Source organism: Olivibacter ginsenosidimutans, from assembly GCF_039542865.1.
GTDB classification, from domain to species: Bacteria; Bacteroidota; Bacteroidia; order Sphingobacteriales; family Sphingobacteriaceae; genus Olivibacter; species Olivibacter ginsenosidimutans.
Genome location: NZ_BAABIQ010000044.1, coordinates 115,759 through 140,833 on the forward strand (window position 1 = coordinate 115,759; position 25,075 = coordinate 140,833).

The 25,075-nt window shown below is 39.1% G+C and carries 22 protein-coding genes and 1 tRNA gene; 8 read left to right on the forward strand and 15 right to left on the reverse strand.

What is annotated here, in order from left to right; translation table 11 throughout:
• Positions 1-100: 100 nt before the first annotated feature.
• Positions 101-568, reverse strand: a complete 468-nt coding sequence (locus tag ABD930_RS20035) for an NUDIX domain-containing protein (RefSeq protein WP_345234714.1) — start codon at positions 566-568, stop codon at positions 101-103.
• Between the two features lie 231 nt (positions 569-799).
• Between ABD930_RS20035 and ABD930_RS20040 the strand changes: the two genes are divergently transcribed.
• The 3 genes from ABD930_RS20040 to murA all read left to right on the forward strand — a co-directional run bounded on the left by ABD930_RS20040 (position 800) and on the right by murA (position 5,231).
• Positions 800-3,076 carry an ATP-dependent helicase gene (locus ABD930_RS20040; RefSeq protein WP_345234716.1) on the forward strand — a complete coding sequence of 759 codons (2,277 nt, stop codon included), beginning with the start codon at positions 800-802 and terminating at the stop codon, positions 3,074-3,076.
• 47 nt (positions 3,077-3,123) lie between these two features.
• Positions 3,124-3,804, forward strand: coding sequence for a DUF4290 domain-containing protein (locus ABD930_RS20045; protein ID WP_345234718.1), 681 nt, complete (start codon positions 3,124-3,126; stop codon positions 3,802-3,804).
• A 104-nt stretch (positions 3,805-3,908) separates the two neighbouring features.
• The gene (gene murA / locus ABD930_RS20050) at positions 3,909-5,231 is read left to right on the forward strand and encodes a UDP-N-acetylglucosamine 1-carboxyvinyltransferase (protein WP_345234720.1); all 1,323 of its coding nucleotides are present in this window, start codon (positions 3,909-3,911) and stop codon (positions 5,229-5,231) included.
• Positions 5,232-5,414: 183 nt separating this feature from the next.
• Here the strand turns inward: murA and ABD930_RS20055 are convergent, their stop codons facing one another.
• Entirely contained in the window at positions 5,415-6,776 is a 1,362-nt protein-coding gene (locus ABD930_RS20055; RefSeq protein WP_345234722.1) for a pyridoxal-phosphate dependent enzyme, read from the reverse strand.
• A gap of 280 nt (positions 6,777-7,056) precedes the next feature.
• Between ABD930_RS20055 and ABD930_RS20060 the strand changes: the two genes are divergently transcribed.
• Together ABD930_RS20060 and ABD930_RS20065 are read left to right on the forward strand one after the other, a co-directional pair.
• A complete protein-coding gene (locus tag ABD930_RS20060) occupies positions 7,057-7,389 on the forward strand; it encodes a type II toxin-antitoxin system RelE/ParE family toxin (protein ID WP_345234723.1) in 333 nt (110 codons plus the stop codon).
• A gap of 27 nt (positions 7,390-7,416) precedes the next feature.
• Positions 7,417-7,716 (forward strand): helix-turn-helix domain-containing protein, encoded by a 300-nt coding sequence (locus tag ABD930_RS20065; protein ID WP_345234725.1) that lies wholly within the window; start codon positions 7,417-7,419, stop codon positions 7,714-7,716.
• A gap of 26 nt (positions 7,717-7,742) precedes the next feature.
• Here the strand turns inward: ABD930_RS20065 and ABD930_RS20070 are convergent, their stop codons facing one another.
• The 9 genes from ABD930_RS20070 to ABD930_RS20110 form a co-directional block, all read right to left on the reverse strand.
• Entirely contained in the window at positions 7,743-8,561 is an 819-nt protein-coding gene (locus ABD930_RS20070) for an AMP nucleosidase (RefSeq protein WP_345234727.1), read from the reverse strand.
• 172 nt (positions 8,562-8,733) lie between these two features.
• Complete coding sequence (clpX, locus tag ABD930_RS20075; RefSeq protein ID WP_345234729.1) at positions 8,734-9,978, reverse strand: ATP-dependent Clp protease ATP-binding subunit ClpX; 1,245 nt, start codon at positions 9,976-9,978, stop codon at positions 8,734-8,736.
• A 1-nt stretch (position 9,979) separates the two neighbouring features.
• A complete protein-coding gene (gene clpP, locus ABD930_RS20080; protein WP_345234731.1) occupies positions 9,980-10,678 on the reverse strand; it encodes an ATP-dependent Clp endopeptidase proteolytic subunit ClpP in 699 nt (232 codons plus the stop codon).
• 346 nt (positions 10,679-11,024) lie between these two features.
• A complete protein-coding gene (gene tig, locus ABD930_RS20085; protein WP_345234733.1) occupies positions 11,025-12,368 on the reverse strand; it encodes a trigger factor in 1,344 nt (447 codons plus the stop codon).
• A 62-nt stretch (positions 12,369-12,430) separates the two neighbouring features.
• Positions 12,431-12,512, reverse strand: a tRNA-Leu gene (locus ABD930_RS20090).
• A 265-nt stretch (positions 12,513-12,777) separates the two neighbouring features.
• Entirely contained in the window at positions 12,778-13,350 is a 573-nt protein-coding gene (locus tag ABD930_RS20095; protein ID WP_345234736.1) for a chemotaxis protein CheB, read from the reverse strand.
• 106 nt (positions 13,351-13,456) lie between these two features.
• The gene (locus ABD930_RS20100; RefSeq protein ID WP_345234738.1) at positions 13,457-14,692 is read right to left on the reverse strand and encodes a PepSY-associated TM helix domain-containing protein; all 1,236 of its coding nucleotides are present in this window, start codon (positions 14,690-14,692) and stop codon (positions 13,457-13,459) included.
• Positions 14,693-14,793: 101 nt separating this feature from the next.
• On the reverse strand, positions 14,794-16,560 hold the full coding sequence (locus ABD930_RS20105) for a TonB-dependent siderophore receptor (RefSeq protein WP_345234740.1): 1,767 nt from the start codon (positions 16,558-16,560) through the stop codon (positions 14,794-14,796).
• Between the two features lie 9 nt (positions 16,561-16,569).
• On the reverse strand, positions 16,570-17,202 hold the full coding sequence (locus tag ABD930_RS20110; protein WP_345234742.1) for a carboxypeptidase-like regulatory domain-containing protein: 633 nt from the start codon (positions 17,200-17,202) through the stop codon (positions 16,570-16,572).
• 102 nt (positions 17,203-17,304) lie between these two features.
• On the opposite strand from ABD930_RS20110, the gene ABD930_RS20115 reads away from it, so the two are divergent.
• On the forward strand, positions 17,305-18,306 hold the full coding sequence (locus tag ABD930_RS20115; RefSeq protein WP_345234744.1) for a helix-turn-helix transcriptional regulator: 1,002 nt from the start codon (positions 17,305-17,307) through the stop codon (positions 18,304-18,306).
• Positions 18,307-18,581: 275 nt separating this feature from the next.
• Here ABD930_RS20115 and ABD930_RS20120 read toward each other — a convergent pair whose 3' ends face one another.
• The 4 genes from ABD930_RS20120 to ABD930_RS20135 all read right to left on the reverse strand — a co-directional run bounded on the left by ABD930_RS20120 (position 18,582) and on the right by ABD930_RS20135 (position 23,290).
• Positions 18,582-20,342, reverse strand: a complete 1,761-nt coding sequence (locus tag ABD930_RS20120; RefSeq protein WP_345234746.1) for an ABC transporter ATP-binding protein — start codon at positions 20,340-20,342, stop codon at positions 18,582-18,584.
• Positions 20,332-22,071, reverse strand: coding sequence for an ABC transporter ATP-binding protein (locus ABD930_RS20125; protein ID WP_345234749.1), 1,740 nt, complete (start codon positions 22,069-22,071; stop codon positions 20,332-20,334). The genes ABD930_RS20120 and ABD930_RS20125 overlap by 11 nt, the downstream gene beginning before the upstream one ends.
• A gap of 151 nt (positions 22,072-22,222) precedes the next feature.
• Entirely contained in the window at positions 22,223-22,813 is a 591-nt protein-coding gene (locus ABD930_RS20130) for a TetR/AcrR family transcriptional regulator (RefSeq protein ID WP_345234751.1), read from the reverse strand.
• Positions 22,814-22,930: 117 nt separating this feature from the next.
• The gene (locus ABD930_RS20135) at positions 22,931-23,290 is read right to left on the reverse strand and encodes a winged helix-turn-helix transcriptional regulator (RefSeq protein ID WP_345234753.1); all 360 of its coding nucleotides are present in this window, start codon (positions 23,288-23,290) and stop codon (positions 22,931-22,933) included.
• A 95-nt stretch (positions 23,291-23,385) separates the two neighbouring features.
• Here ABD930_RS20135 and ABD930_RS20140 point away from each other — a divergent pair, with 95 nt between their 5' ends.
• Both ABD930_RS20140 and ABD930_RS20145 read left to right on the forward strand, forming a co-directional pair.
• Entirely contained in the window at positions 23,386-23,982 is a 597-nt protein-coding gene (locus tag ABD930_RS20140; protein WP_345234756.1) for a nitroreductase family protein, read from the forward strand.
• A gap of 19 nt (positions 23,983-24,001) precedes the next feature.
• On the forward strand, positions 24,002-25,000 hold the full coding sequence (locus ABD930_RS20145; RefSeq protein ID WP_345234757.1) for an MBL fold metallo-hydrolase: 999 nt from the start codon (positions 24,002-24,004) through the stop codon (positions 24,998-25,000).
• Positions 25,001-25,075 lie beyond the last annotated feature (75 nt).

A 25,075-nucleotide genomic window follows, 5' to 3' on the forward strand; every position in this document is an offset into this window, starting at 1 on the left:
AATAAAAATTATCAGCCATCATTACTAAGACTGAACAAAATGAACAGCGGTATGGGTATGAGGTGTAAGATTTAAGGTATGAGGTGTAAGGTATAACAACTTACAACGCACAACCACGCTGCTGGTTCAATAACTCCTGCAAAGCAATTCTATCGGTTTTAAAGGTTAGGTCTTCAGGCTTAATATCTGTCAATTTTACCCACCTGAAGGATTGCAAAACTTCGCCCACTTGCGTACCAAAATCGAAAGCTAGCTGCCTAAATAGAATATTAAAAGGCGTTTTATTAATCACGCTATAATAGATAGAAATAATCTGACTGTCGTTAAAATAGGAATGTTCATAAAAATCTGTCGTATAAATATGTTCCAAGACCTCTACTTCTACCATGCATTCTTCCAGGTATTCCCGCTTCAGGGCATCACGCAGCCCTTCGCCATATTCCAAGCCACCCCCAGGAAATTTGCTGAACCGAATCCCGTATTCCTGTTCATCACTTATTAATAATTCTTGCTGCTCATTAATCAGCAATCCGTAGACTCGTACATTAAAAGGATATTGTGCTTGCATTTGTCAAATTTAAAAGTTAAAAGCTAAAAGTTAAAAGCTTAAAAAGGACATAAGATACAAGTAGCAAGACACAAGACAAATTTTAGTGAAATTAATAAAGCTAAGAGCGTTAGGAATATCTTGATACTTGATACTGATGTCTTGATACTGATGTCTTGATACTTGATACACGTAACGCGTAACTCACAACTTTTTATTATCTTTACACCTCTTAAATCAAAGGCAGGAATTTTGGATTTTTTAAACGGATTAAACCCTTCACAACGAGCAGCAGTAGAACAAGCGGAAGGCCCAGTCATGATTGTGGCAGGAGCTGGATCAGGAAAAACACGCGTTATTACCTATAGAGTAGCCTATTTAATTCAAAAAGGTGTTGATCCTTTTAATATCTTAGTATTAACGTTTACCAATAAGGCAGCTAAAGAAATGCGTGAACGGATTACTCGTGTGGTAGGTGGTGAAGCAAAAAATATCTGGATGGGTACCTTTCACTCCGTATTTGCCAAAATTTTACGGGTAGAAGCACATCTCATTGGATATCCCAGCAATTTTACGATCTACGATACGGATGATAGCAAAAGCTTAATCCGATCTATATTGAAGGAAATGCAATTGGATGATAAATTATATAATGCCAATTTTGTATACAACCGCATTTCTGCAGCCAAGAATAACCTGATCGCTGCAATAGAATACCAACAAAATCCACAGATCCAGGCAGAAGATCAATCTGCCGGGCGCGATAAGTTAGGACAGATTTATATGACCTATACGCAACGCTGTTACAAAGCAGGGGCAATGGATTTTGATGACTTACTGTTTAAAACCAATGTACTGCTCAAAGAGCATCCCGAAGTGCTGTATAAATACCAAACGAAATTTAGGTATTTAATGGTAGATGAGTACCAGGACACCAATTTCTCACAATACCTTATTGTCAAGCGACTTGCGGCCATTAATGAAAATATTTGTGTAGTAGGTGATGATGCACAAAGTATCTATGCTTTTAGGGGAGCTAATATTCAGAACATTTTAAATTTTGAAAAAGACTACCCTGATCTTCATGTTTTTAAATTGGAACAAAATTACCGTTCTACGCAGAACATTGTTAATGCTGCCAACAGCATTATTTCCAATAATAAAAACCAACTGAAGAAAAATGTTTTCTCAGATAATGAAATCGGTGATAAAATAAAAGTGGTACGCGCTTTCAGTGATAATGAAGAGGGAAAGATGGTAGCCGAAAGTATTTTGCAAGACCGATCGCTTTATTCCCGCAACTTTAAGGATTTCGCTATTCTGTATCGCACCAATGCACAATCAAGGGCAATGGAGGAAGCGCTACGCAAATTAAACATCCCATATAAAATATACGGAGGTACATCGTTTTACCAACGTAAAGAAATAAAAGACCTTATTGCCTATTTTCGTCTAACGTTTAACCCCAACGATGAAGAAGCCCTCAAACGTGTCATCAACTATCCGCGAAGAGGTATTGGCGATACCTCCGTTGATCGGATTTTTATTGCAGCAGACCAGCATCAAAAGAGCGTTTGGGAAATTATTAGTAGTCCACAAGATTTTTTAGACGGACGTACAGCGAGTGTTGTTTATCCTTTTGGATCCATGATCCAGGGGTTTCAGGTATTAGCTAAAAACAACAATGCATATGACACGGCTATGCATATAGCCCAACATTCGGGTATTTTAAAAGATCTGTACGAAGATAAATCAGTAGAAGGATTGAATCGCTACGAAAATATCCAAGAACTTTTAAACGGGATTAAAGAATTTAGCGAAAGGGAAGATATTGAGGAAAAAGGCTTAGCTGTATTTATGCAGGATATCGCCTTACTGACCAATGATGATAATGACAAAAATCCGAATGCCGATACGGTTTCGTTAATGACCATCCACTCTTCCAAGGGACTGGAATTTTCGCAAGTATTCATTGTAGGTTTAGAAGAGAATCTATTTCCTTCTCAATTATCTCTTAATTCACGTACCGAGCTGGAAGAAGAAAGAAGACTATTTTATGTTGCTGTAACACGTGCCGAAAAGAAACTTACTTTATCTTATGCTACTTCCCGTTATCGGTGGGGAACCTTAAACAATTGCGAACCCAGCCGATTTATTGATGAAATAGACCCCCGTTACTTGGCACTCGACTTCCAAGCGCCTATGCCAAAGCCAAATAATGGAGATATTTTCGCAAAAGAACGAAACAGTTGGTCACAAACACAAGATATATTCACCAAGCCCAAGCCAAAAATAGCACAGAAAACGACCACAATATTGCCAAAGGCTCATCAACCCTCACCTGGTTTCACTCCTTCAGACACCAGCACCCTGCAAGTAGGCATGGAAGTAGAACATGAACGTTTCGGCTTTGGCAAGGTGATTAATTTAGAAGGAAATAAACCTGATGTAAAAGCAACAATTTTTTTTAAAGAATTAGGACAAAAGCAATTGTTGCTTAAATTTGCAAAACTTAGAATTGTTAATTAGCCATTTGGAAGCAACGCGCAACGCACAACTGGTAATAGAAGAAAGATATGGAATTTGACTATAATAGCACCCGAAAAAAATTAATATTGGCCGAGTATGGCCGCAATGTACAGAATATGGTCGCTTACATCTGTACGCTTCCGACTAAGGAAGAACGTAACCGGCATGCACAGGTCGTGATAGACCTGATGGGTTTTTTGAATCCGCATTTAAGAGATGTAACCGATTTTAAACATAAGCTTTGGGATCATTTACATATTATTTCTGATTTTCAGATTGACGTGGATTCTCCTTACCCAAAACCCACTCCAGGTGCCATCCATGCCAAACCGGAGACACTGAATTACCCTCAGCATCGTATAAAGTACAAACATTATGGTTATACGATTGAGCTCATGATTAACAAGGCAAAGAAAATCGAAGATCCCGATCGCAAGAAAAGCATGGTACAGTCTATGGCTAATTTTATGAAAATGGCTTATGTTACGTGGAATAAGGATTCGGTAAGCGATGAACACATCATTGATGATCTCAAAGAAATGTCTAATAACGATTTGGTGCTCGGTGATGATGTCAATCTAACTAAATTAGAGTTTAAAACTCCTCCTCCCGGTAATCGCACAAAAAGCAACACCAATAATCAACAGAATAGCGGAGGGCAAAAGAACCGACAACAGCATAACAATAAGAACCAGAACAATGGAGGGAAAAAGCGTAAACGCTTCTAAACTTCCCTCCCATCTGATTATTCCAACCGGCTTATTATCGTATGTGTCCTTTCAGGCAGCAAGATAGAAGCCGGTTTAATTTTTTATAAGCATAGCACCATTGCATGAACGCATTTGAAATCTATGGCGGACAGCCACTCAAAGGAGAAATCACCCCACAAGGAGCTAAAAACGAAGCTTTACAGATCATTTCAGCCGTGTTGCTTACGGCAGAAAAGATGACCATCAGCAATGTACCGGATATCAAGGATGTCAACAAATTAATAGAGCTCTTAGCGGATTTGGGTGTAAAGGTTGAACGGATCAATCAAGACACCTATACATTTGAAGCGAAAGACATTAATATTGACTATTTTCAATCGGAAGAATTTAAAACAAAGGGCGGCAGCCTAAGAGGATCAATCATGTTGGTTGGACCGCTTTTAGCTCGTTTTGGAAAAGCTGCTATTCCAAAACCTGGTGGTGATAAAATTGGCAGAAGACGATTAGACACCCATTTTTTGGGTTTTGAAAAACTTGGAGCTACTTTCCATTACGATGCCAACAACCATTTCTTCACCATTGACGCAACCAATCTACGGGGCACCTATATTTTGTTAGACGAAGCGTCTGTAACCGGTACCGCAAACATCGTGATGGCAGCAGTACTGGCGAAAGGAACAACGACGCTATACAATGCAGCTTGCGAACCCTATTTACAACAACTGTGTAAAATGCTTAACCGTATGGGTGCGAAAATTACTGGTATTGGCTCCAATTTACTGACCATCGAAGGCGTAGACAGCCTATCGGGAACAGCACATCGTATGTTGCCGGATATGATTGAAATTGGCTCTTTTATTGGATTAGCCGCCATGACCAGCTCCGAAATAACCATAAAAGATGTTCACTTTGAAGAGCTGGGAATTATCCCTACCGTATTTAGACGTTTAGGTATTCAGTTGGAGCATCGGGGTGATGATATTTATATTCCGGCACAAACATCCTATGAGATTGAAACATTTATTGATGGTTCTATTCTAACCATTGCAGATGCTCCATGGCCTGGCTTCACGCCAGACTTATTAAGTATTGTTTTGGTTGTCGCAACGCAAGCTAAAGGAAACGTATTAATTCATCAGAAGATGTTTGAAAGTCGCCTCTTTTTTGTCGACAAACTAATTGATATGGGTGCGCAGATTATCCTGTGCGATCCGCATCGGGCAACCGTCATCGGCTTGAATAAAGCCTTTAAGTTAAAGGGAATCGAGATGACGTCTCCCGATATCCGCGCGGGAGTGTCGCTTTTAATTGCAGCATTATCTGCACAAGGGCGATCAGTCATTTACAATATCGAACAAATTGAAAGGGGTTACCAGCATATTGATAAGCGTCTCTTAGCATTGGGTGCACAGATAAAAAGAATTGAAGGGAAACCCCTGCATTGAAAAAGTTGTTCGTTGCGAGTTGTCCGTTGTGCGTATCAAGACTAGACAATCTCATTTCATTATTGTCAATATAATTTATATATGATCAATGAACAAAATTGTTCATTGATCATATACTCTTTTTATCACCAATATAATTTTCTGCAAAACTCATAATTCGTAACCCACAACGGGCAACTTCCTTTACCCCGATATAGCATTAATAATATCGTATTGCGTAATAATTTCTAACCTTCCCGAAGTATCCTCAACTAGAACGGCATTATTATCTTTGTTTATTAAAGCAGAAAGCTTATTAATGGACGTATTGCGGTCGACAAAAGGAAAAGGCGCTGTCATAATATCGATCACTTTGCCCGATTTCGTTCCCGGATTTTCTAAAAGTGCATGTAAAATATCGGCTTCCGTCACTTTTCCTACAACCATTCCTTGTTGTGTAACGGGAATTTGTGAAATATGCAATGTTTTCATGGTATTAAAGGCTTCCATCACCGACTGCTCACCATCAACCGTAATCATTTCTTGTGTACCCCTCCGCTTCAGAATCCGTTCTGCTGTCAATTTTTCATCTTTAAGGAAGCCTCTTTCGCGCAGCCAATCCTCATTATACATTTTCCCCATGTAACGTGATCCGTGGTCATGAAAAATAACGACGACTACATCTTCTTCTTTCAATAGGTGGCCCATCTGTAATAATCCGGCAATAGCTGCACCTGCCGAATTCCCTGCAAAAATTCCTTCTTTGCGGGCTATTTCCCTCGTCATAAGTGCAGCGTCCTTATCGCTCACTTTTTCAAAGTGATCAATGACACCAAAATCTACATTCTTGGGTAAAAAATCTTCCCCAATACCCTCAGTGATATAGGGATAAATTTCATTCTTATCAAAAACACCCGTTTCTTTATATTTTTTAAATACAGAACCGTAAGAATCAATACCCCACACGTTAATAGCTGGATTTTTTTCTTTGAGGTATTTGCCTGCGCCACTAATTGTCCCCCCTGTACCTACACCAACGACTAAATGAGTGATTTTACCCTCGGTTTGTTCCCATATTTCTGGACCAGTTTGTTCGTAATGTGCCTGAGTATTAGATAAGTTATCATATTGGTTTGGCTTCCAAGCATTTGGAACCTCCCGCTCCAGTCTGCTAGAAACAGAATAATAAGAACGCGGATCTTCTGGCTCAACGTTGGTAGGACATACAATAACTTCAGCACCAAAGGCACGCAAAGCATCGATTTTCTCTTTAGATTGCTTATCCGTTGTCGTAAAAATACATTTATACCCCTTGATTACCGCAGCAATTGCCAAGCCCATTCCGGTATTGCCAGAAGTTCCTTCTATGATGGTACCACCTGGTTTGAGCAAACCAGCCGCTTCGGCATCAGCAATCATCTTGATCGCCATACGATCTTTAATAGAATTTCCTGGATTAGTGGTCTCAATTTTCGCCAAAACAGTACCCCTAATCTCCTTTGTTAGCTGATTCAATTTAACCAAGGGAGTATTGCCTATCGTTTCTAAAATGTTGTTATACCACATAGCCTTTTGTTTAATCGTATAGATACAAACATAAGGAATTCAAAAGTAAAAACTCAAAAGTAAAAAAGCAGACTTGGTTAACGGTCTCATAACCGATAACCAACAAGCACTTCTGAGTTCTAAGTTTTACGTTTTAAGAGCAGAAAGCGAAAAGCCTAAAGTTTTATGTTATAAGCTTTAAAGTTGTAATGGGTAAGCGCACACTTAGGACTTAAAACTCATAACACTAAAAAACTTCTCAAAATTTGGAAAATGTTATCTTTTAAAATAACTTTGGCAAGTGAGCAGAAAAATAATCTTCTACAAAAACCATTTCATTGAATTTTACCAAGAGCAGGATCAAAAAGTAAAAGGGAAGATTCAATACGTTTTTGAGTTGATTAAACAAGTTGACCAGGTTCCTGAAAAGTTTTTAAAACATTTGACAGGAACGGATGGACTTTATGAAATTCGGATTGAATACAAATCTAATATTTATCGAATTTTCTGTTGCTTTGATGATAGGAAACTTGTCGTTCTTTTTAATGGGTTTCAAAAAAAGACCCGAAAAACACCGCAAAAAGAAGTTGATAAAGCAGCACGATTAATGAAGGAATACTTTGCCTCCCGGTAGACAAGTTTAAAATAAAAAATGACGGTTATGGAAAAATATAACAATATAAAGACATTTGACGAACTGATTGAACTCGAACACGGAAAAATCGGGACTGAAAGTCGAAACAAATACGAAGAAGGTGCACAAATGTTTATTGTGAGCGAAATGTTGAAAGCAGCACGCAAAGAAGCAAAATTGACACAGGAACAATTGGCGGAAAGAGCAGGAACGAAAAAAAGTTACATTTCTAAACTTGAAAATGGAAAAGGAAATATTCAGCTTTCGACATTAATCCGAATTTTTGAACAAGGGTTAAACCGAAGAATCGGACTGACTTTCCTCTAATAAACCGAATAAAAAACACTTATAACTTAGAACTTAAGGTGCTTAACCGTTAGTCCATTATTGATAAGCTGCTTCAAAGAGTCAATGCCTATCTTTAAATGAATTTCTACAAAATTTGCGGTGACCGATGAATCGCTTTCCTGTGTTTTTACGCCTTCAGGGATCATGGGTTGATCAGAAATTAGCAAAAGCGCCCCTGTAGGAATTTTATTTGCAAACCCAACCGTAAATATGGTTGCCGTCTCCATATCAACAGCCATTGCACGAATAGATTTCAGGTATTTTTTAAATTCTTTATCATGTTCCCACACACGGCGGTTGGTTGTATATACCGTACCTGTCCAATAATCACGACTATTATCCCGTATCGTTGTCGAAATGGCCTTTTGCAAAGCAAACGCCGGCAAAGCAGGCACCTCTGGTGGAAGATAATCATTTGACGTTCCCTCCCCCCTAATCGCAGCGATTGGCAAAACCAAATCTCCGATATTATTCTTTTTCTTCAATCCACCTGCTTTTCCTAAAAATAAAGCAGCCTTAGGTTGTATAGCGGTTAGCAAATCCATAACGGTTGCGGCTACCGGACTTCCCATTCCAAAATTAATAATTGTAATACCGGCTGCGGTTACGCTTTGCATGGGTTTATCAAGCCCATATACCGGTGCATTGTTATGCCATTCCGAAAATAGAAGCAAATAATTTGAAAAATTCGTCAATAAAATGTATTCGCCAAATTCTTCCAAAGGTCTTCCGGTGTAGCGAGGCAACCAATTTTTTACAATGTCTTCTTTATTTTTGAGCCCTGATTTGATCGGAGACTCTACTTCCTTTATCCGTTTTGCCATAGTTTTGAGTTATCAGTTGTCGATTGTGCGTTGTGCGTCGACTAAAGTAGACTTAGCACTTATTATTTCTCATCTGCTCATACCTGATGCCCTATTGTACTTTCTGCTTTTTAAGTTACTTACAACGTAAAACTAAAAAATCCCCCGTTTTTGAACGGAGGATTTGATTTGCTTAGGCAACATGTAATTTTTTCAGATCGGATTTTTCAAATTTCTGTTTGGCATAATCCAATGTAATATATAGTGCTCCCCCATCATCCTTATCATGTGAAGGGATTTCGAACATTGCATCTAGCATGATGGCTTCACAGATCGCCCGCAAGCCACGTGCGCCCAATTTAAATTCATTGGCTTTATCTACAATAAATGCATAGACTTCCGGGTCAAACTGAAGTTGGATATGCTCATAATCGAACAACTTCTGGTATTGTTTAACCAGCGCATTTTTCGGTTCAGTCAAAATATTTAACAATGCATCCCGATCCAATGGGTTCAGGTACGTAATGACAGGCAACCTACCGATGAGCTCCGGAATCAATCCAAACGCCTTGAGGTCTTGCGGTGTGATATATTTATAAAGATTGTTTAAATCGATTTCTGCATGCTCATTATTCATTTTGTATCCTACGGTTTGCGCACGCATACGGTTAGCGATTTTTTTCTGTATCCCATCAAATGCTCCACCACAGATAAACAAGATATTACTGGTATTTACAGCGATCATTTTTTGATCCGGATGTTTTCGGCCGCCCTGTGGTGGTACGTTCACCACTGTCCCTTCAAGAATTTTTAATAAAGCCTGTTGTACACCTTCGCCCGAAACATCACGTGTAATAGATGGATTATCACTTTTGCGGGCAATCTTATCAATTTCATCAATATAGATAATACCCCGTTCCGCAGATGCAACATCATAATCCGCTGCTTGTAGTAAACGGGTGAGAATACTTTCCACGTCTTCGCCAACATAACCAGCCTCGGTTAATACCGTCGCATCGCAGATACAAAAAGGTACATTCAACACTTTGGCAATCGTTTTTGCCAATAAGGTTTTTCCAGTACCTGTTTCACCAACCATAATGATGTTCGACTTCTCTATTTCAATTTCATCTTTATCTACCTTCTGGTTCAACCGTTTATAATGGTTATAAACGGCAACAGACAATACTTTTTTAGCATCATCTTGACCAATAACATATTGATCTAGATGTGCCTTTATTTCAGCTGGCTTTAACAATTTTAATGCTGCCTGTACGCTCTTATTTTTACGTAAGGTCAATTCCTCCGCTAAAATCTCATTAGCCTGCGCCACACATCGGTCGCAAATATGCGCATCATTGCCCGCAATGAGCATTAATGTTTCCGACTTACGCAAACCACAGAACGAACAAGTAACTTCTCTTGGGTTCTTTGCCATGTTATTTATCTTTCTTTCCCCCTATTAACACTTCATCAATCATTCCGTTTTCTTTCGCTTCATCGGAGGTCATCCAAAAGTCGCGATCTGATGCTTTTTCTACCCACTCGTAGGATTTTCCGGAATGATCTGCAATAATCTGATATAATTCTTTTTTTAACTTTAACATCTCGCGAAGGTTAATTTCCATATCAGCAGCCACACCTTGCGCTCCACCCGATGGTTGATGAATCATTACCCGCGAATGGCGTAAAGCCGCCCGTTTACCTTTAGCGCCTGCTACTAACAATACGGCACCCATTGATGCAGCCATGCCGGTACAGATCGTAGCGACATCAGGTGAAATATATTGCATGGTATCGTAAATACCTAAACCTGCATATACGCTACCACCTGGAGAATTAATGTAAATCTGAATATCACGATGAGCATCTGCAGATTGTAAGAACAAAAGCTGTGCTTGTATAATATTAGCTACTTGATCAGTAACTGCATCGCCTAAGAAAATAATCCGATCCATCATTAAACGGGAAAACACGTCCATTTGTGCAACATTTAACTGACGCTCCTCTATGATATAGGGAGTCAGTGAAACAGGCATTTGCGTCTCCACGTTGTTGATAAAACGATCAACATGTTGACTGCCTATATGGTGATGTTTTACCGCATATTTTCTAAATTCATTTTTATCTATGTTCATAGTTTTGCTTTTTTGCTTAGCTAATATAGAAGATTAATTCTAAAATCTCGAATACCAGCAAAGAGGATTACACTTTTTTACGCTTAGCTTTCTGCAAAGAATGCGCCAAGCCAATATTTCCTCCAATCCGTGTCTACAGACTGACATAATGCCTTATATCAAGACAAAAACTGACGCCTTTGCCGTTTCTAAGTCTCCTAGAATTAACCCCAATGCTATTATTAGTATTAAACCAAAATGCGCCAGAACAATCATGAAATACGGAGATAGGTCAAACAAAAAGCTGGCTAAAGTTTGAGTTTAGCCAGCCCGCATCATTCCGTATCCTATAGGAAATGATAAATGCTTATTTAAGTTCCAAGAATTTGTTATAATCAATTTCTTTTTTTGTCAGTTTTACTAAGCCCTTAAGAAAATCAAACACCTTCAATGCTTTCACTTCTTCAAATAAACGGTTGGCTTGTTCTTTATCTTGCAAAAATTGAACCGTATATTGCGCTAGCTGTTCCTCACTAATGGGCTCCGGGCTATACATCTTAAACTGGGCTGCAATACGTTCTTTTGCCAATTTAAATACTTCCTCGTATTTAATCTCCAGTTTATTTTCCGTAATGATTTTGTTTTCAATCAAGGTCCATTTCAAATTTTTAATAAAATCGTCATATCCTTCATTCAATTCTTCATCCGTCAACTTTTCATTAGTAGCTTTCAACCAGCGTTTCAAAAATTCATCTGGAAACTGAACGGTTACTTTTTCCATGCCAAAATTATACAAATCCTGTTGCAAACGCTGATCCGAATTTTGAACTAACATCGCTTCCACTTCTGACGTCACACGTGCCCGAAACTCTTCTTCTGTTTTTACCTCGTCTTTTCCAAACAACTTGTCAAAAAGCTCCTGATTAAGGTCTGCTTCCTCCAAACGATTCACATTCTTCACCACTAATTTAAAGGTGCTATCGCTTAAAGCTTCCGCCTCTTCCTGACTGATATTTAAGATACGTGCTACATTTTCGTCATTAAAGGCCTTTTTAAGATCGATCGTTACTTCATCGCCTTTCTTCAGACCAATCAATGACTTTTTAATTTTTTTATCCTCTACTAAATCCGTCCTTACAGAAGCCGTATTCTCAATACCACCGGCCAAGACCTGACCTGCTTTATCCAATTGGGTTAACGTACTATACAAAACGTCACCATCTTCCGAAACCTCTGGATTAGTCATCTTGCCATAGCTTTTTCGTAAATTTTTTATACGGGAAGCTAATGTTTCGTCATCTACCTTAATATCGTATTGCGTAAGTTTATCCTTTTCGCCGAAAGGCATGTCAAAAGCAGGGGCCAAACCAATTTCATATTGAAACTTAAATTCATCATTAAAATCCCAATTGTAGTTTGCCGCAGTGTCTTCTTTGGGAAGCGGTTGTCCAAGTATTTCTATTTTATTATCACTTAAATACTTGTTCAATTGATCGCTTACCAAACGGTTGATCTCGTCAAAAAGAATCGCTTTACCGTAAGTTTTTTTAATGTGCGATGCAGGTACCATTCCAGGACGGAATCCGGGAAGCTTCGCTTTTTTAGCCTGTTCCTTAATGGCTTTATTTACGGGTTCGTTATAATCTGCAGGGCTAATGTCTACATGGATAACTGCATTCAGGTCGTCTACTTTCTCCTGTGAAATGTTCATTCGTTGCGTTTTAATAATGCTTAATACAAAAATTCCTCCCGATATTGTCGGGAGGAATCAAGTGCGGAAGAAGGGACTCGAACCCCCACGCCTCTCGGCGCCAGATCCTAAGTCTGGTGCGGCTACCAATTACGCCACTTCCGCAGTACTTAGTGTTATTTTGGATTGCAAAAGTAATGCATTAAGTCCATACGTCCAAATATTTTTTTAACAAAATAGTTGGCAGTTGATCGTTGATGATGGAAAGTTGATCATTCTAGTCTGAAGATATCCGTATCAAGTATCAAAACATTCCCAGAAGCTTTTGGCTTTATTATATTTTCATTAAAAAAGGTCTTGTGCCTTGCACTTGTGTCTTATACCTACGCCGACAATGCACAACGGGTAACTTGTAACGCACAACTGGCAACTAAACAAGCTCTCGACAATAACGCTTCAACTGTTCGTCTGATAGAATCGAAACAATAGCATGGGTATCAATTGCAGCCTTGGGCATGGTATCTACTTCTGCTTCTTTGGGACTTTGCACCAAGGTTAAGCCACCGTAAGCATATACTGCACGCATGCCTTCTGCTCCATCCTGGTTCGCCCCGGAAAGCAGAATGGCCATTAGTTTTTCCCGATAAACTTCTGCTGCGCTTTGCATAGCCACATCAATAGAGGGCCGACAATAATTAACCGGCTCAGATACATCTAAGGAAATGGTTTTATCCGATTCAATTAATACATGATATCCTGCCGGGGCAAAATAAACCACTCCAGGCGCTAAGGATTCTTTTTCTTCCGCTTGTTTAACGCTTAAACTACATTTCTGCTGGGCCATTTGCTCCAGCGAACTGGGAAACTTATCATTACGATGGACGACCGCCAATACTGAAAATCCAATTTGCCGATTTAGTGCGGCCAATAAATCCATCAATAATAACACTCCTCCGGCAGAACAAGCGATAATCAGTAGCTCTATTGATGACTGCTTGTGCATAATTTTTTCTTTTGAAAAGGTAAAAGTAGAAATTCTAGCGCTACTTTCCACGTTCTTCTACAGAAAGACAAGACAATCGCATTTAATACGGTATACTGCGCATGATTTAGCTATTCGCCTTAACAAGGTGTCTTGGCTTATACGAACCCATACTGCGTTCTTCAGCTAATGACTCCTTTGAGCCTTTTCTCTTCTTACCCTTTTTTCTCCGTCCCCACCAAATGATGAAACCCGTTATGGGCAAACTCGTACTGACCAATCCACCGATGAATGTACATAGTTTTCCGATAGGTCCCATCCAAGTCCCCATGTGCAGGCTCCAGTAAATATTTTCTACTTGTTCATGCTTCATGGCCGCCTCAGGCACTTCGATGGAGCGCCCACTGTACCGGTCTATGAAAAACGCCTTGGCATTATCTGCGCTTTTCAGTCCGATAGCACGTGCCAAACGCAATCCGTACCAACCATTCTGATCTAATTTAAAGGTATTTACTTGAGCTTCCTTGGCTTCGGGATAGGCGGCAAAAAACTGATCCAAGGTATGGTTAATAGCTGCTGGTACCTTCCCCTGATCAGCAGCAGGCAATTGCTCTTCCCAGTGATGAGAGGCATCCCCCCCGGCAGCTTGAATGGTAAATTGAGCTAGCGGTTTAAACGCAATAATCAAACCGCTAAGCGTTAAAACCAGACAAATCGATAAGGCATAAAAACCAATGACATTGTGCAGATCATAATTTAGACGTTCAAAACGTGCCTTCCATTTTACCTTAAAACTCGCATCACGCGTTGCCTTTGTCCATTTTGCTGGCCACCATAACACTAATCCGGTAATTAGCTCGATCAGAAAAATAATAGTCGCTATGTCTACAATCCACATACCCGTCTTACCCCATAGCAAGGATGCATGGAGGTGTGCCGTAATGTAAAAGAAATAGATGGTTGCATCATTCTTTAAAATTTCACCTGTATACGGATCAACGTATACCATCCGTAAACCCACCTTTCTGCTAAACATATTGAAACGCACGCTCCTTTTAGGATCCTTATAGGCAACCATATAACTTGGGTTGCCATAATTGGGAAATTCTTTTTTCAACCGTTCCATGATTAGTTCTACAGGCATACGTTCTTTCCCTACCTGTTCTACATATCGGGCATCACCAGCCGACCACTCCATAATTTCGTCACAATACACGACGACTGTTCCGGTTATACAGACCACGATTAAGATAATGGCCGACACCAGGCTAGGCCATAAATGAATCCATGCAATGGCCCTACTCAACCAGCTTTTTCCTACTTTTTTAGGAGGCACTGTTGCTAAGCTTTTTTCTTTACCCATCGTTTTTATAGTTATTCGTTGTTCGTTATTCGTTGTCGGAATTGTCTATAGTTTACGGCTTATTGCTTGCTATTACCTATTCGCTCTTTGCCATTGCCGCATTAAAACTTATAAGACACGTTTAACAGCACTTCTCTTGGCTTCTGTGGTTGTCCATAGAAGTTCCAATAATGTTCATTACTGAGGTTATTACATTTCAGACCAATCCTGTACTTGGGTTGATCGTAAAATACGGTAGCACTAAAGAGCGTAGATGAAGGAACGGAAAAGAGCTCATCAACATCAAAGTATGTTTTCCCTGCGTAGTTACCTCCAATACCAGCACCCAACCCTTTAGCTGTACCCGTCATCAAACGGTAGCTTAACCAAAAATTAGCCACATTGACCGGAGTCCAAGGTGCACGTTTTCCTTGGTTAGCTTCAGTATCTTTGGTAAACGTATTATCATTATATCCATATCCTGCTACTATATTAAGGCCAGGCAAAGGATTGGCAATAATATCAAACTCTATTCCTTTACTTTGCTGCGTACCGTCTTGTACGGAAGAACCATCTCCTAATGAACGAACTTTATCTTTTACTTCAATATTATAATAACTTATGGTACTGCTTAACTTGCCATCTAAAAGATCCAATTTAACCCCACCTTCCCATTGATTCGCTTGCTCCGGTTTCCAATAGGTATATGTTTCTGTTTCGCTATTTAACGATGGAGCAGGATTAGAAAAACCATTTAAATAACTTGCAAAAAGAGCAACTTTGTCTTTAACTGGTTGATAAACCAACCCTAATTTAGGAGAAAACTGCGTCTGTCCATCTCCGTCATCAGCTTCAACGCCATTATGTCTAGACGACTGTCGTTCGAAACGATCGACACGCAAGCTTAACATTGCCATCAGATTATCGGTCATATTCACCACATCAGAAAAATAGGCACCGTAAGTCTTCTCCCCTGTAATATCGTTTGTAGATGGCTGTCCTTTTTCCTGTCTTATATCATTAATTCGAGACTTTGCAATTGGAGTCCAGCCATTGGGGTCATTAATAGCAACCGTATCATATATTTGAAATATGGGTTGCATACTTTGGTTATGTAGGGTTCTGGAAAAATAATCTAAACCTACTACCATTCGATTTCGAACAGAACCAATTTTAAAATCACCGGTAAAGTTCTGTTGTATATTATCGGTAACAATTTGATAATTTTCAAATATCCTAAAACGTCGTTGGATATTTTCGTTATCCAAAAAATAGGTCACAAAGAATATGGATCCCTTTTCTCCTGATTGTCCATGTTGATAACTGGTTCTTGAAATCCAATGATCAGACAGTTTCCGCTCAATCTCAGCCATAGCATTCACAGTAGATCTCGGCGTACCAATATCATCACTAGATAGCGATCGTTTAAAGTCCATATGAAGATCTCTTATACTACTTGCTGTTAAACCTTTAGTTGGCCTTGTATACCCATTTAGATTTTTAGTTGGAATGGTTACATCGGCATCAAACCGTACCGTCGTTTTGTCGTTCGGTTTAAAAGCCAAACTGACAGCAGCGCCAGCATTACGCAAAAAACCATAATCCTGAAAACTATTCTCGCTATGCCCAAAAACATTTACCCGCATAAGTGCCGTCCGATCCGCATTTAATGGGCTATTGACATCTGCTGTAAATCGATTTAAACCGAAACTACCTGCCGTATACGTTACTTCACCACGAAAACTCTCAAAAGGTTTCTTCGTTACGTTATTGACCACGCCACCGTATCCCGCCATTTGTCCACCAAATAATGTTCCAGACGGACCTTTTAATACCTCTACCCGCTCAAGATTGAAAATATCGGTTTGGGTACGAGCGTCTAAGGCCAATCCATTCCGTTAAGTAGCCTGAGATGAAAAACCTCTGAGTCTGATATCATTCCCACTATCATTTACACCATTTGAAACCACTGCACCAGGAACACTAACTAAGGCCGAATTATAATCAATGGCAACCTGTTCTTGCATGAGTTCCTTTCTGATGACACTGTAGGCTTGCGGATTTTCTAAGTTAGCCAACGGCATCCGAGCCGGCGTAGCCGTTTGCTTATTCGCAAATTTGTTTGTTTGGATATCCTCCACAATCACTTCTCGTAATTGATTGGAAGCAGCCTCGATAACAATAACCCCCATATCCTTTACTTCTCCGCCATTCAGAACTATGGGTATACTTCTAGCCGTAAAGCCCGCATACGTTATAATTAAGGTATATTGACCCGCAGGCGCATCAAAGGAAAATTTTCCTTCTTTATCAGACATCGTACCATAACGAGTATCTTCTAGTAAAATGGAGGCATACGCCAAGGGTTCTTCATCAGAAGTATTTACCTTACCTGTTACCTGAACCATTTGCTGTTGCGCTTTAATTAGTTGCCCTAAAAATAACAATATCCCCAATAATCCATATTTAATGCTGTAAATGAATACATTTTTATTCGTAAACGTTTTCCTTTTTGTATACCTTTGTATCATGTATTAAGACTTATTATAAATAATGCAAAGGTAAAACGGCTATTGCCTTAAAAATAACAGATAAAGGATTAATTTGAACATTATACGGAGTATTTCAGCAACATGCAGTACACGACTAAGCCCATATCACTCCTAACCTTTCAGGAGATTTTTCATACAGAAACCGTACGTCGTTTATCGGCAATAGATTTCAGTGATGAGCTAATGGAGTTTAGCCACCAGTACCTTATTGCAAAACATCGTGTCATTAAACTGGATGGCGTTTGCCTCATTTACCGGGATTGGACGTTACCTGCACCGATTACCATGCCTACGAAACATGAGCAGCCTTTCTTAAAAATGCAATTCGAATTGGAAGGGCATTCAGAATTTACCAGCAAGGTCGCTATTACCTACAAAAATATTGACATTTTGCATGGCAAACATACCTTATTATTCCTTCCCGAAGTTGATGGTACGCTTTTTTATCCCCATTCGCGAAAAGTTTTAGATGTCATATTTTCACCAGCCTATTTTGAACGGTTATTTGGCCCTGATCTCCGCTGTTTAGGTGCTTTAGGGCAGGCCATTCAAACCAATCAGCCAATTCTTATTGGTCAACAAAGCAAAGCCATTACACCAGCAATGAGTCGTATAATTTTGGAAATCATGCATTGCAATTTACAAGGCATATTTAAAAAAACCTACCTCGAAGCAAAGGTAATTGAGTTATTGAATCTGCAAATTGATCAATTTTTCCATGACGCTACTCCGGTTTCACCAACGCTTCGACTGTGTAAAGAAGATATTGACAAATTTCATTATATCAAAGAACTTATTCATCAACATCCAGGAGCTAATTATTCCTTAAGGCAATTAGCTGAAACTGCGGGTATGAATGACTTCAAATTAAAAAAAGGATTTAAACAACTGTTTGGAAATACGGTATTTGGCTATCTAAACGATGTACGCATGCAGCAATCTTTTCAAATGTTACAGGAAGGTAACCGTAGTATCACTGAAGTAGCCTATGCTATGGGCTACAAGTATCCACATCATTTCAGCCATGCATTCAAAAAGAAATTTGGCTTTTTACCAAAAGACGCATACGGGAAAAACTTTTGAATTTTGCTTTTTCCTTCCCATTCCCAACATGGAAATTGGGACATGAACCCCAAAAAAATTAGTCTAAAAATACCAAAAAAAACTTTTGGTGTAAGGAAAACGGCATTTGGTGTAAATTTTTCTTTAGTAATTGCAAAAATGATTTACTTCGCATTATATGTCTTTATACCTCTAGGCACTTATTTCTTTTACAAATTAGGTTAGGTTGATTAAAAAAACTAGATTTTTTACCTCACTTCCCATAAGTGAGGTTTTTTTATGGCTAATAATCTGGCTTAACTAGCGCTCTTTCCATGCATCAACCGTTCAACAGCCTCATTAAAAGAACCTGCTCTGGTTACTTCTCCAAGATTAACAAAAAATATTTCATCGGCATTTTCAATTGTATTCAATCGATGGGCAATAATCACGAGGGTTGTTTCCTGCGGTAATTGTTGCAAAATTTTCTCCAGCAATTGTTCGGTAACCGTATCGATATTGGCTGTTGCTTCGTCTAGAATCAATACATCTGGATTCCTTAAAACTGCACGTATAAAGGCAATAACTTGTTTAAGCCCTAAGCTAAGATCGTCTCCATTAGAGGATACTTGCGTTTCTAAGCCTCCGTCAAAAATCGATAACAATTCTCCTAATCCCTTTGCCTGAACCAGCTCTTGTAATTGTTCCCCACTATAATCCTGATAGGCCGGATTTCCATAAAGTATATTCTCCTTGACGGTACCACTAAATAGAAAAGGTTCTTGTAAAATAAAACCAATCTTCTGCGAACGTTCTGCTGCTTCAAAAGTCCGGATATCTCTTCCATTCAGTAAAACCGTTCCTGCCGTTGGGTCATATAAGCGAGCCATCAAAGAAGCCGCTGTTGTCTTTCCTCCACCCGTCGGACCAACCAACGCATAGGTTTTTCCGCTTTCCAAGCTGAAATTGATGTCATGCAGAATCTCCTTTCCGCCAGGATAAGCAAAATGGACATGCTTAAATTCCAAGACAGGATTGTTCATCGTCGATGTTTCCTTTTGTATAATGGTGAGATTGGTTTCTAAAGACAAAATCTGTGAAATCCTGTCCCATCCAGCCATAGCCACCTGGAAACTGGACCAAAGGGAGGCCAATTGACGGAGCGGATTATAAAAACTTACACAATAAGCGAGATAACTCACAAGCAATCCAACCGTAAACTGGCCTTTGCTAATCAGGTAAATCCCGAAAGTTAACACAACTAATTGGGCTAAACTGGAAAATAAACTATAAACCGGTAAGAAAATATTGTTGGCTAATCCAGCTTGAATGGCTGTACGGTAATTGGCACGATTAGCTTCATCAAAACGCTTTCTAAAATAATCGCGACGATTAAACGCTACAATGACCTTAAAGTTATCCAAACTTTCTTGGATTTCCGCGCTCATTCCTCCTACACTCTTTAGGTTTACCGCATTTTTTTTCTTTAGCCAAGGTGAAATGATTTTAGTGAACACCAATATAATAGCTGCCGGACATAATGCTGCTAAGCCCAATTCCACATGGATGACCAACAAAAAAATACCTGCCCCCGTCATGGTTGCGATACTACTTATAAACTGGGTCAATGCCTGCGAAAAAAATTGATTCAATTTATCGGTATCGTTATTGACACGAGAAATCAAATCTCCGGCTTTGTTCTGGTTAAAAAAAGCAACGGGCAACTGTTGCAGCTTATTGAATATCGCATTGCGAAGCGTAAACAATAAACGCTGGCCAACACTCCCCATGAGCTTCGTCTGTAGGTAACTGGTTAACAAAACGATGAGATACATACTCAGGAGGATGGCGGAAAATACCAATACGCCATGGTACCGTTTAGTAACCACATAGGTATCAATAGTATGTCCGATTAAATAAGGCCCTAATAAGTTCAAGCCCGAATTGACTAAAATGACGATAAGTGCCAACAGTAACGGCCTCCGTTCATTGGCTATAAGCTGCAATAGCCGTTTAAGAGATGCAATGGTCGACGGCTTCTTTTTGTCGTCAGCAAGCTTATTGAGGTTATAATTCATAGTTGCTGGTACTTTTTTGTGAATTTGCAATCTGAACATATTCCGGACTGCTTTGCATGAGTTCCTGGTGTTTACCGATCGCAATCACTTCTCCATCCATTAATAAAATGAGTTGGTCATAGTTTTCTACTGAAGCTATTTTTTGCGACACAGAAATTAAGGTAAGATCGGGATAGTTTTGCTGGATATTCTGGACAATTCGCTGTTCGGTATGTTGATCTACCCTTGCTGTAAAATCATCTAGTAATAAAATTTTAGGATGCAATGCTAAAGCTCTTGCCAACATAATGCGCTGTTTCTGCCCCCCAGAAAGACTTGTTCCCCTTTCGGATACCAAGGTGTTGAGTTTATCGGGTAACTGGTGAATAAAGTCATCCAATTCTGCTGTGGCAATGGCTTTTTCCAACGATGCATCGGTAGCCGTATCATTGAACGCAATGTTTTCACGGATACTCATATTAAAAATAATACTGTCCTGAAAAACAAAGCCAATTTGATTATAAAAGGAGGTTGAGTCATAGCTATCCATTGGATAACCATCCCATAGAATACTTCCTGTGTCTGGCTTAATCAAGCCCGTCAGCAGATAAAGCAATTGCGTCTTTCCCGCAGCAGTAGGTCCAATAATCGCGGTTTTAGTTCCGGGTTTTACATGGAAGGAAACGTTTTTAAGTACAGGCTTCTGGCCATAGTTAACCGAAACGGATGCGACCTCCAACTCACCTTTTAGAGCGCTAGTACGGGAACCTGTTTCGGCACGCTCAGGTGCATCAATTACCTTATTAATTCGTTCATAAGATGCGGTAGCCTGGGCAATTACGTTACTCATAAAACCAATAACTAAAATGGGAAAGATTAAAAGAGCCAAATAACTGTTAAATGCAGCAAAATCGCCCAAACTCATGCGGCCATTAATTACAAAATGCCCGCCCATCATCAGAATCGCCAAACCAGCTAAATTAGCTGTGAATATAATGATCGGTATCAGTGCAGCAAACAAACGAAGAATAGCCAATCCAAAACCCTTAGCTTTGGTATTTGCCTCTAAAAATTTATGGTATTCCAGCTGCTGGGAATTAATCACCCGAATAAGCGCCGCCCCAAGGATACTTTCGTTTATAATACGATTTAACCAATCGATTACGGCCCTACTTTGAATAAATAATGCCCTTACTTTGCGCAAGACTAGAAAGAATGTACCACCGATAATGGGTATAATCATGATCACCACTAAAGCTAGTTTCCAATTAATGGTTAACAACAAGATAGTTGTTCCGATAATAATGAACACAGAAGAAACAATGGACACAATAGCCTGCGCAACAAAGAGTTTAATGGAATCGACATCTGCCGTTAAATTCGTCAATAGTTTAGCTGGTGTGGCTTCTTTAATGAAAGCAAATGCTTGTCCGGATATCTTTTGAATAAGTTGCCTACGCAAATCCCTGGCTACCTTTTCTGAGGCGTAGGTTTGCAAAATACTTTGCAGATAAGTAAATATAAAGATAACCGATACAATAATGCCAAACTCCGTAATGGTTGCACTAAATGAAAAGTGATGATTTTGATAAGCATCTATTCCCTGACCGATAATTTTTGGAATCCAAAGATTTAAGGCATTGCTACAAAAAGCAAATAATAACAATATACTTAATAGGCCTGCATATGGTTTTAGTAATCCAAAAACACCAGACGTTTTCTTGCTAGCATGAGCTGAAGGCTGCTTCATTTTTTAAAATTTATGCAAGGGCACCAGTTTTGTATTTTGGCCACCTCTTTCGTTTAAATTCTTCAGGCGATTCTCTTCTCCTCTCTCTCTTAACCATCTCTACGTTAAAGACGATTAACCAATAAAAATATATCGAATTCAACCCACATTTTTATGGTTTTAATCCTTTTAAAACAATTTCTAGTGTTTCCAGCATTATTTTCTCAGAGAAAACAAATTTTTTTCTACCTAGACTGCTACCCCGTTCATGGAAACGAATCAAATTATATAAAGGGGCAAATGCTATTGACCAAAATACCTCGGTGGCAACTGGCCGCATTTCAGTCCGGCTAATTGCATTTCGCACAAATTCACCCATGGCCAACTGAAACTGCTCATTTACCATCGCTGAGGCTTGTTCATGCAAAGAAGAGTGACGAATCTGTTCTAAAAAGATCATTTCATTTTTATGCTGGATGCAATACTTTGATCGATTGGTCCATTGAACGCGTAATCCTTCTCCAAAATGCATTTCCGGATTAAAACCTTTTAACGTTTCTCGCATCATATTTTCTCCTACTTCATGATACAACTGGAGAATAAGATCTTCTTTATCTCTAAAATAAATATATATTGTGGCAGGAGATACACTAACCGTTTTCGCCAATTTTTGAATACTAAAGGCGTCCAATCCATTTTTTACAATCATCTCCAAAGCGCTTTGTTTGATCCGTTCTATTTTATTTTCATCCCGATTACGCATAATTCTTCAAATATAAATGAATGTTCATTCTTTTAAAATATTTTAAAAAAAAGATATTGGAAATAGGTAGAGGCGTTTCCCCGTAGTGAATATTTATGATCCCGTAGTGAATACTTATTATATCGTACTATCCTTTAGCACGCGTACCCGTTTATTGTTTTTGGCTGTTTCTTTTCCCCATTGGGCAATAGTATGGAGTACAGGAATAAGCGTTTTGCCAAATTCAGTTAACTCATAATCTACTTTCAAAGGTGGTTTGCTCGTATAAACCGTGCGTTTTATCAGGCCGTCTTCTTCCATTTCTTTTAATTGCAGGCTCAATGTCCGTTCCGTTATTACCGGACATTCTTTTCTCAACTCGCTATACCGTTTTTTTTCGATTAAATGAATAAGGATAACCGCTTTCCATTTTCCACCTATGTATTTCATTGTCAGGCTAGTACTGCAAGGATATTGCTTATTGTCTATACTATACATCTGTTACTATCGTTTTTGACCGTTATTGCAAAGGTATAATACTATACTTAGGTTTGCAACAATAAAAAGTATAGTATAATTTAACATGTACAGATATGCGATTTTTAGACCTTGCAAAAGACAGGTACACGACGAAGAAGTATAATCCAAACAGGAAGATTTCGGATGAAAAAATTCAGGAATTAAAAGAAATTTTACGGTTAAGCCCATCATCCATCAATAGCCAGCCGTGGAAATTTATTTTCGTAGCAGACGAAAGAACAAAACGTGAACTGGCCAATGCGTCCTATTTTAATAAACAGAAAATCAATGAAGCAAGCCATTTGGTGGTATTTACTGCAATTGACGTTGTAGAAAAATTTGAAGCGCAAATTCATCAATATCCACTGGGTTCTGTCAGTTACTACAATCAATTTCTAAAACCAAAGGGAGAAACCGAAGTCAAATACTGGATGCAACATCAGGTATACCTAGCTCTTGGATTTTTCCTTTCTGCTTGTGTGCGTATGGAGATTGACAGCACACCTATGGAGGGTATTCAACATGAGGAGTACGATAGCATACTGCAATTGAAGGATTATAAAACACTGTTTGCCGTTGCTATTGGATATCGGGATCCCAGCGATGCCAATCAGCCATCCATTAATCCGAAATCACGTTTACCGCTAGAACACATCATTCAATCCTTGTAGTACGATAAGAAACAACGATATGAACAGACGAGAAATTTTAAAATCAGGCGTGTTAGCAACGGGCAGCTTATTGTTGTCAACAGAACGAATGGGTTTTAAACGCATTACCCATGATGCTGTAAATGGGGAAACCTACATAGCCCTGAAACTGCTTATTGGCGAGTTGGAAACCTATATTTTGTCTGATGGTATTATTTCCTTAGCATCAATTCAGCCAACTTTTGCACCCGGAACAGAAGAATCACGGTTAACAAATGAACTAAGTAAACTTCATTTATCTCCTAAGCAGATGGAAATGGGAATTCATGTCATGTTAATCCGTAAAGAGGATAAGCTAATATTACTTGATACAGGTAGCGGCCATCATTTTGGCGAAAATGGCGGAAAACTGATTCCTTCTTTACAAACCATAGGTTTAAGTCCTGAACATATTACGGATATTGTTATTACCCATGCACATATAGATCATATAGGAGGAATTCTCAATGCCGAGGATGAATTCATCTTTCCTCATGCAACATACCACCTAGCAAAAAAGGAATATAACTTTTGGATGTCTGAAAAACCGGATTTTTCTAATGCTAAGGGAAACCAATCAGCTGCTGATTTCAACATATCTTTTGCAAAAAACATGTTGGCAAAAATCAATGACCGCATACAGTTGTTTGACTACGGCCAAGAACTTTTTTCTTGTTTAATCCCAGAATTGGCAGAAGGACATACACCGGGACACACCATTTTTACCATTCATTCACGCGGAAAGTTTTTAAAGCATATTGTAGACACGTTTCATACGCCTTTTTTGGTCTCAAAACCCGATTGGGGTACACAATGGGATACGGATTTTGATCAAGCAGTGGCAACGCGAAAGAACATCATGAAAGAAGAATCTGAAAATAGCACCTTATTGATGTCTTGTCATTTGCCTTGGCCGGGCTTGGGCTTTATAGACAAAAGGGGTAAAGATTTTTATTGGCGTATTTATCCATACTTCAACCCGATAAACATTACCATTTGATAACCCTGTCCTTGCTCTTCCATGCCTCATACCAATTGGCAATTAAGTTATGATCAATTCTTAAGTGACTCCATA

Coding starts and splice junctions, on each gene's coding strand:
- ABD930_RS20035 (WP_345234714.1), bottom strand. CDS start 568: ATGCAAGCACAATATCCTTTTAATGTACGAGTCTACGGATTGCTGATT.
- ABD930_RS20045 (WP_345234718.1), top strand. CDS start 3,124: ATGGAATTTGACTATAATAGCACCCGAAAAAAATTAATATTGGCCGAG.
- murA (WP_345234720.1), top strand. CDS start 3,909: ATGAACGCATTTGAAATCTATGGCGGACAGCCACTCAAAGGAGAAATC.
- ABD930_RS20055 (WP_345234722.1), bottom strand. CDS start 6,776: ATGTGGTATAACAACATTTTAGAAACGATAGGCAATACTCCCTTGGTT.
- ABD930_RS20065 (WP_345234725.1), top strand. CDS start 7,417: ATGGAAAAATATAACAATATAAAGACATTTGACGAACTGATTGAACTC.
- ABD930_RS20070 (WP_345234727.1), bottom strand. CDS start 8,561: ATGGCAAAACGGATAAAGGAAGTAGAGTCTCCGATCAAATCAGGGCTC.
- clpX (WP_345234729.1), bottom strand. CDS start 9,978: ATGGCAAAGAACCCAAGAGAAGTTACTTGTTCGTTCTGTGGTTTGCGT.
- clpP (WP_345234731.1), bottom strand. CDS start 10,678: ATGAACATAGATAAAAATGAATTTAGAAAATATGCGGTAAAACATCAC.
- tig (WP_345234733.1), bottom strand. CDS start 12,368: ATGAACATTTCACAGGAGAAAGTAGACGACCTGAATGCAGTTATCCAT.
- ABD930_RS20095 (WP_345234736.1), bottom strand. CDS start 13,350: ATGCACAAGCAGTCATCAATAGAGCTACTGATTATCGCTTGTTCTGCC.
- ABD930_RS20100 (WP_345234738.1), bottom strand. CDS start 14,692: ATGGGTAAAGAAAAAAGCTTAGCAACAGTGCCTCCTAAAAAAGTAGGA.
- ABD930_RS20110 (WP_345234742.1), bottom strand. CDS start 17,202: ATGATACAAAGGTATACAAAAAGGAAAACGTTTACGAATAAAAATGTA.
- ABD930_RS20115 (WP_345234744.1), top strand. CDS start 17,305: ATGCAGTACACGACTAAGCCCATATCACTCCTAACCTTTCAGGAGATT.
- ABD930_RS20120 (WP_345234746.1), bottom strand. CDS start 20,342: ATGAATTATAACCTCAATAAGCTTGCTGACGACAAAAAGAAGCCGTCG.
- ABD930_RS20125 (WP_345234749.1), bottom strand. CDS start 22,071: ATGAAGCAGCCTTCAGCTCATGCTAGCAAGAAAACGTCTGGTGTTTTT.
- ABD930_RS20130 (WP_345234751.1), bottom strand. CDS start 22,813: ATGCGTAATCGGGATGAAAATAAAATAGAACGGATCAAACAAAGCGCT.
- ABD930_RS20135 (WP_345234753.1), bottom strand. CDS start 23,290: ATGTATAGTATAGACAATAAGCAATATCCTTGCAGTACTAGCCTGACA.
- ABD930_RS20140 (WP_345234756.1), top strand. CDS start 23,386: ATGCGATTTTTAGACCTTGCAAAAGACAGGTACACGACGAAGAAGTAT.
- ABD930_RS20145 (WP_345234757.1), top strand. CDS start 24,002: ATGAACAGACGAGAAATTTTAAAATCAGGCGTGTTAGCAACGGGCAGC.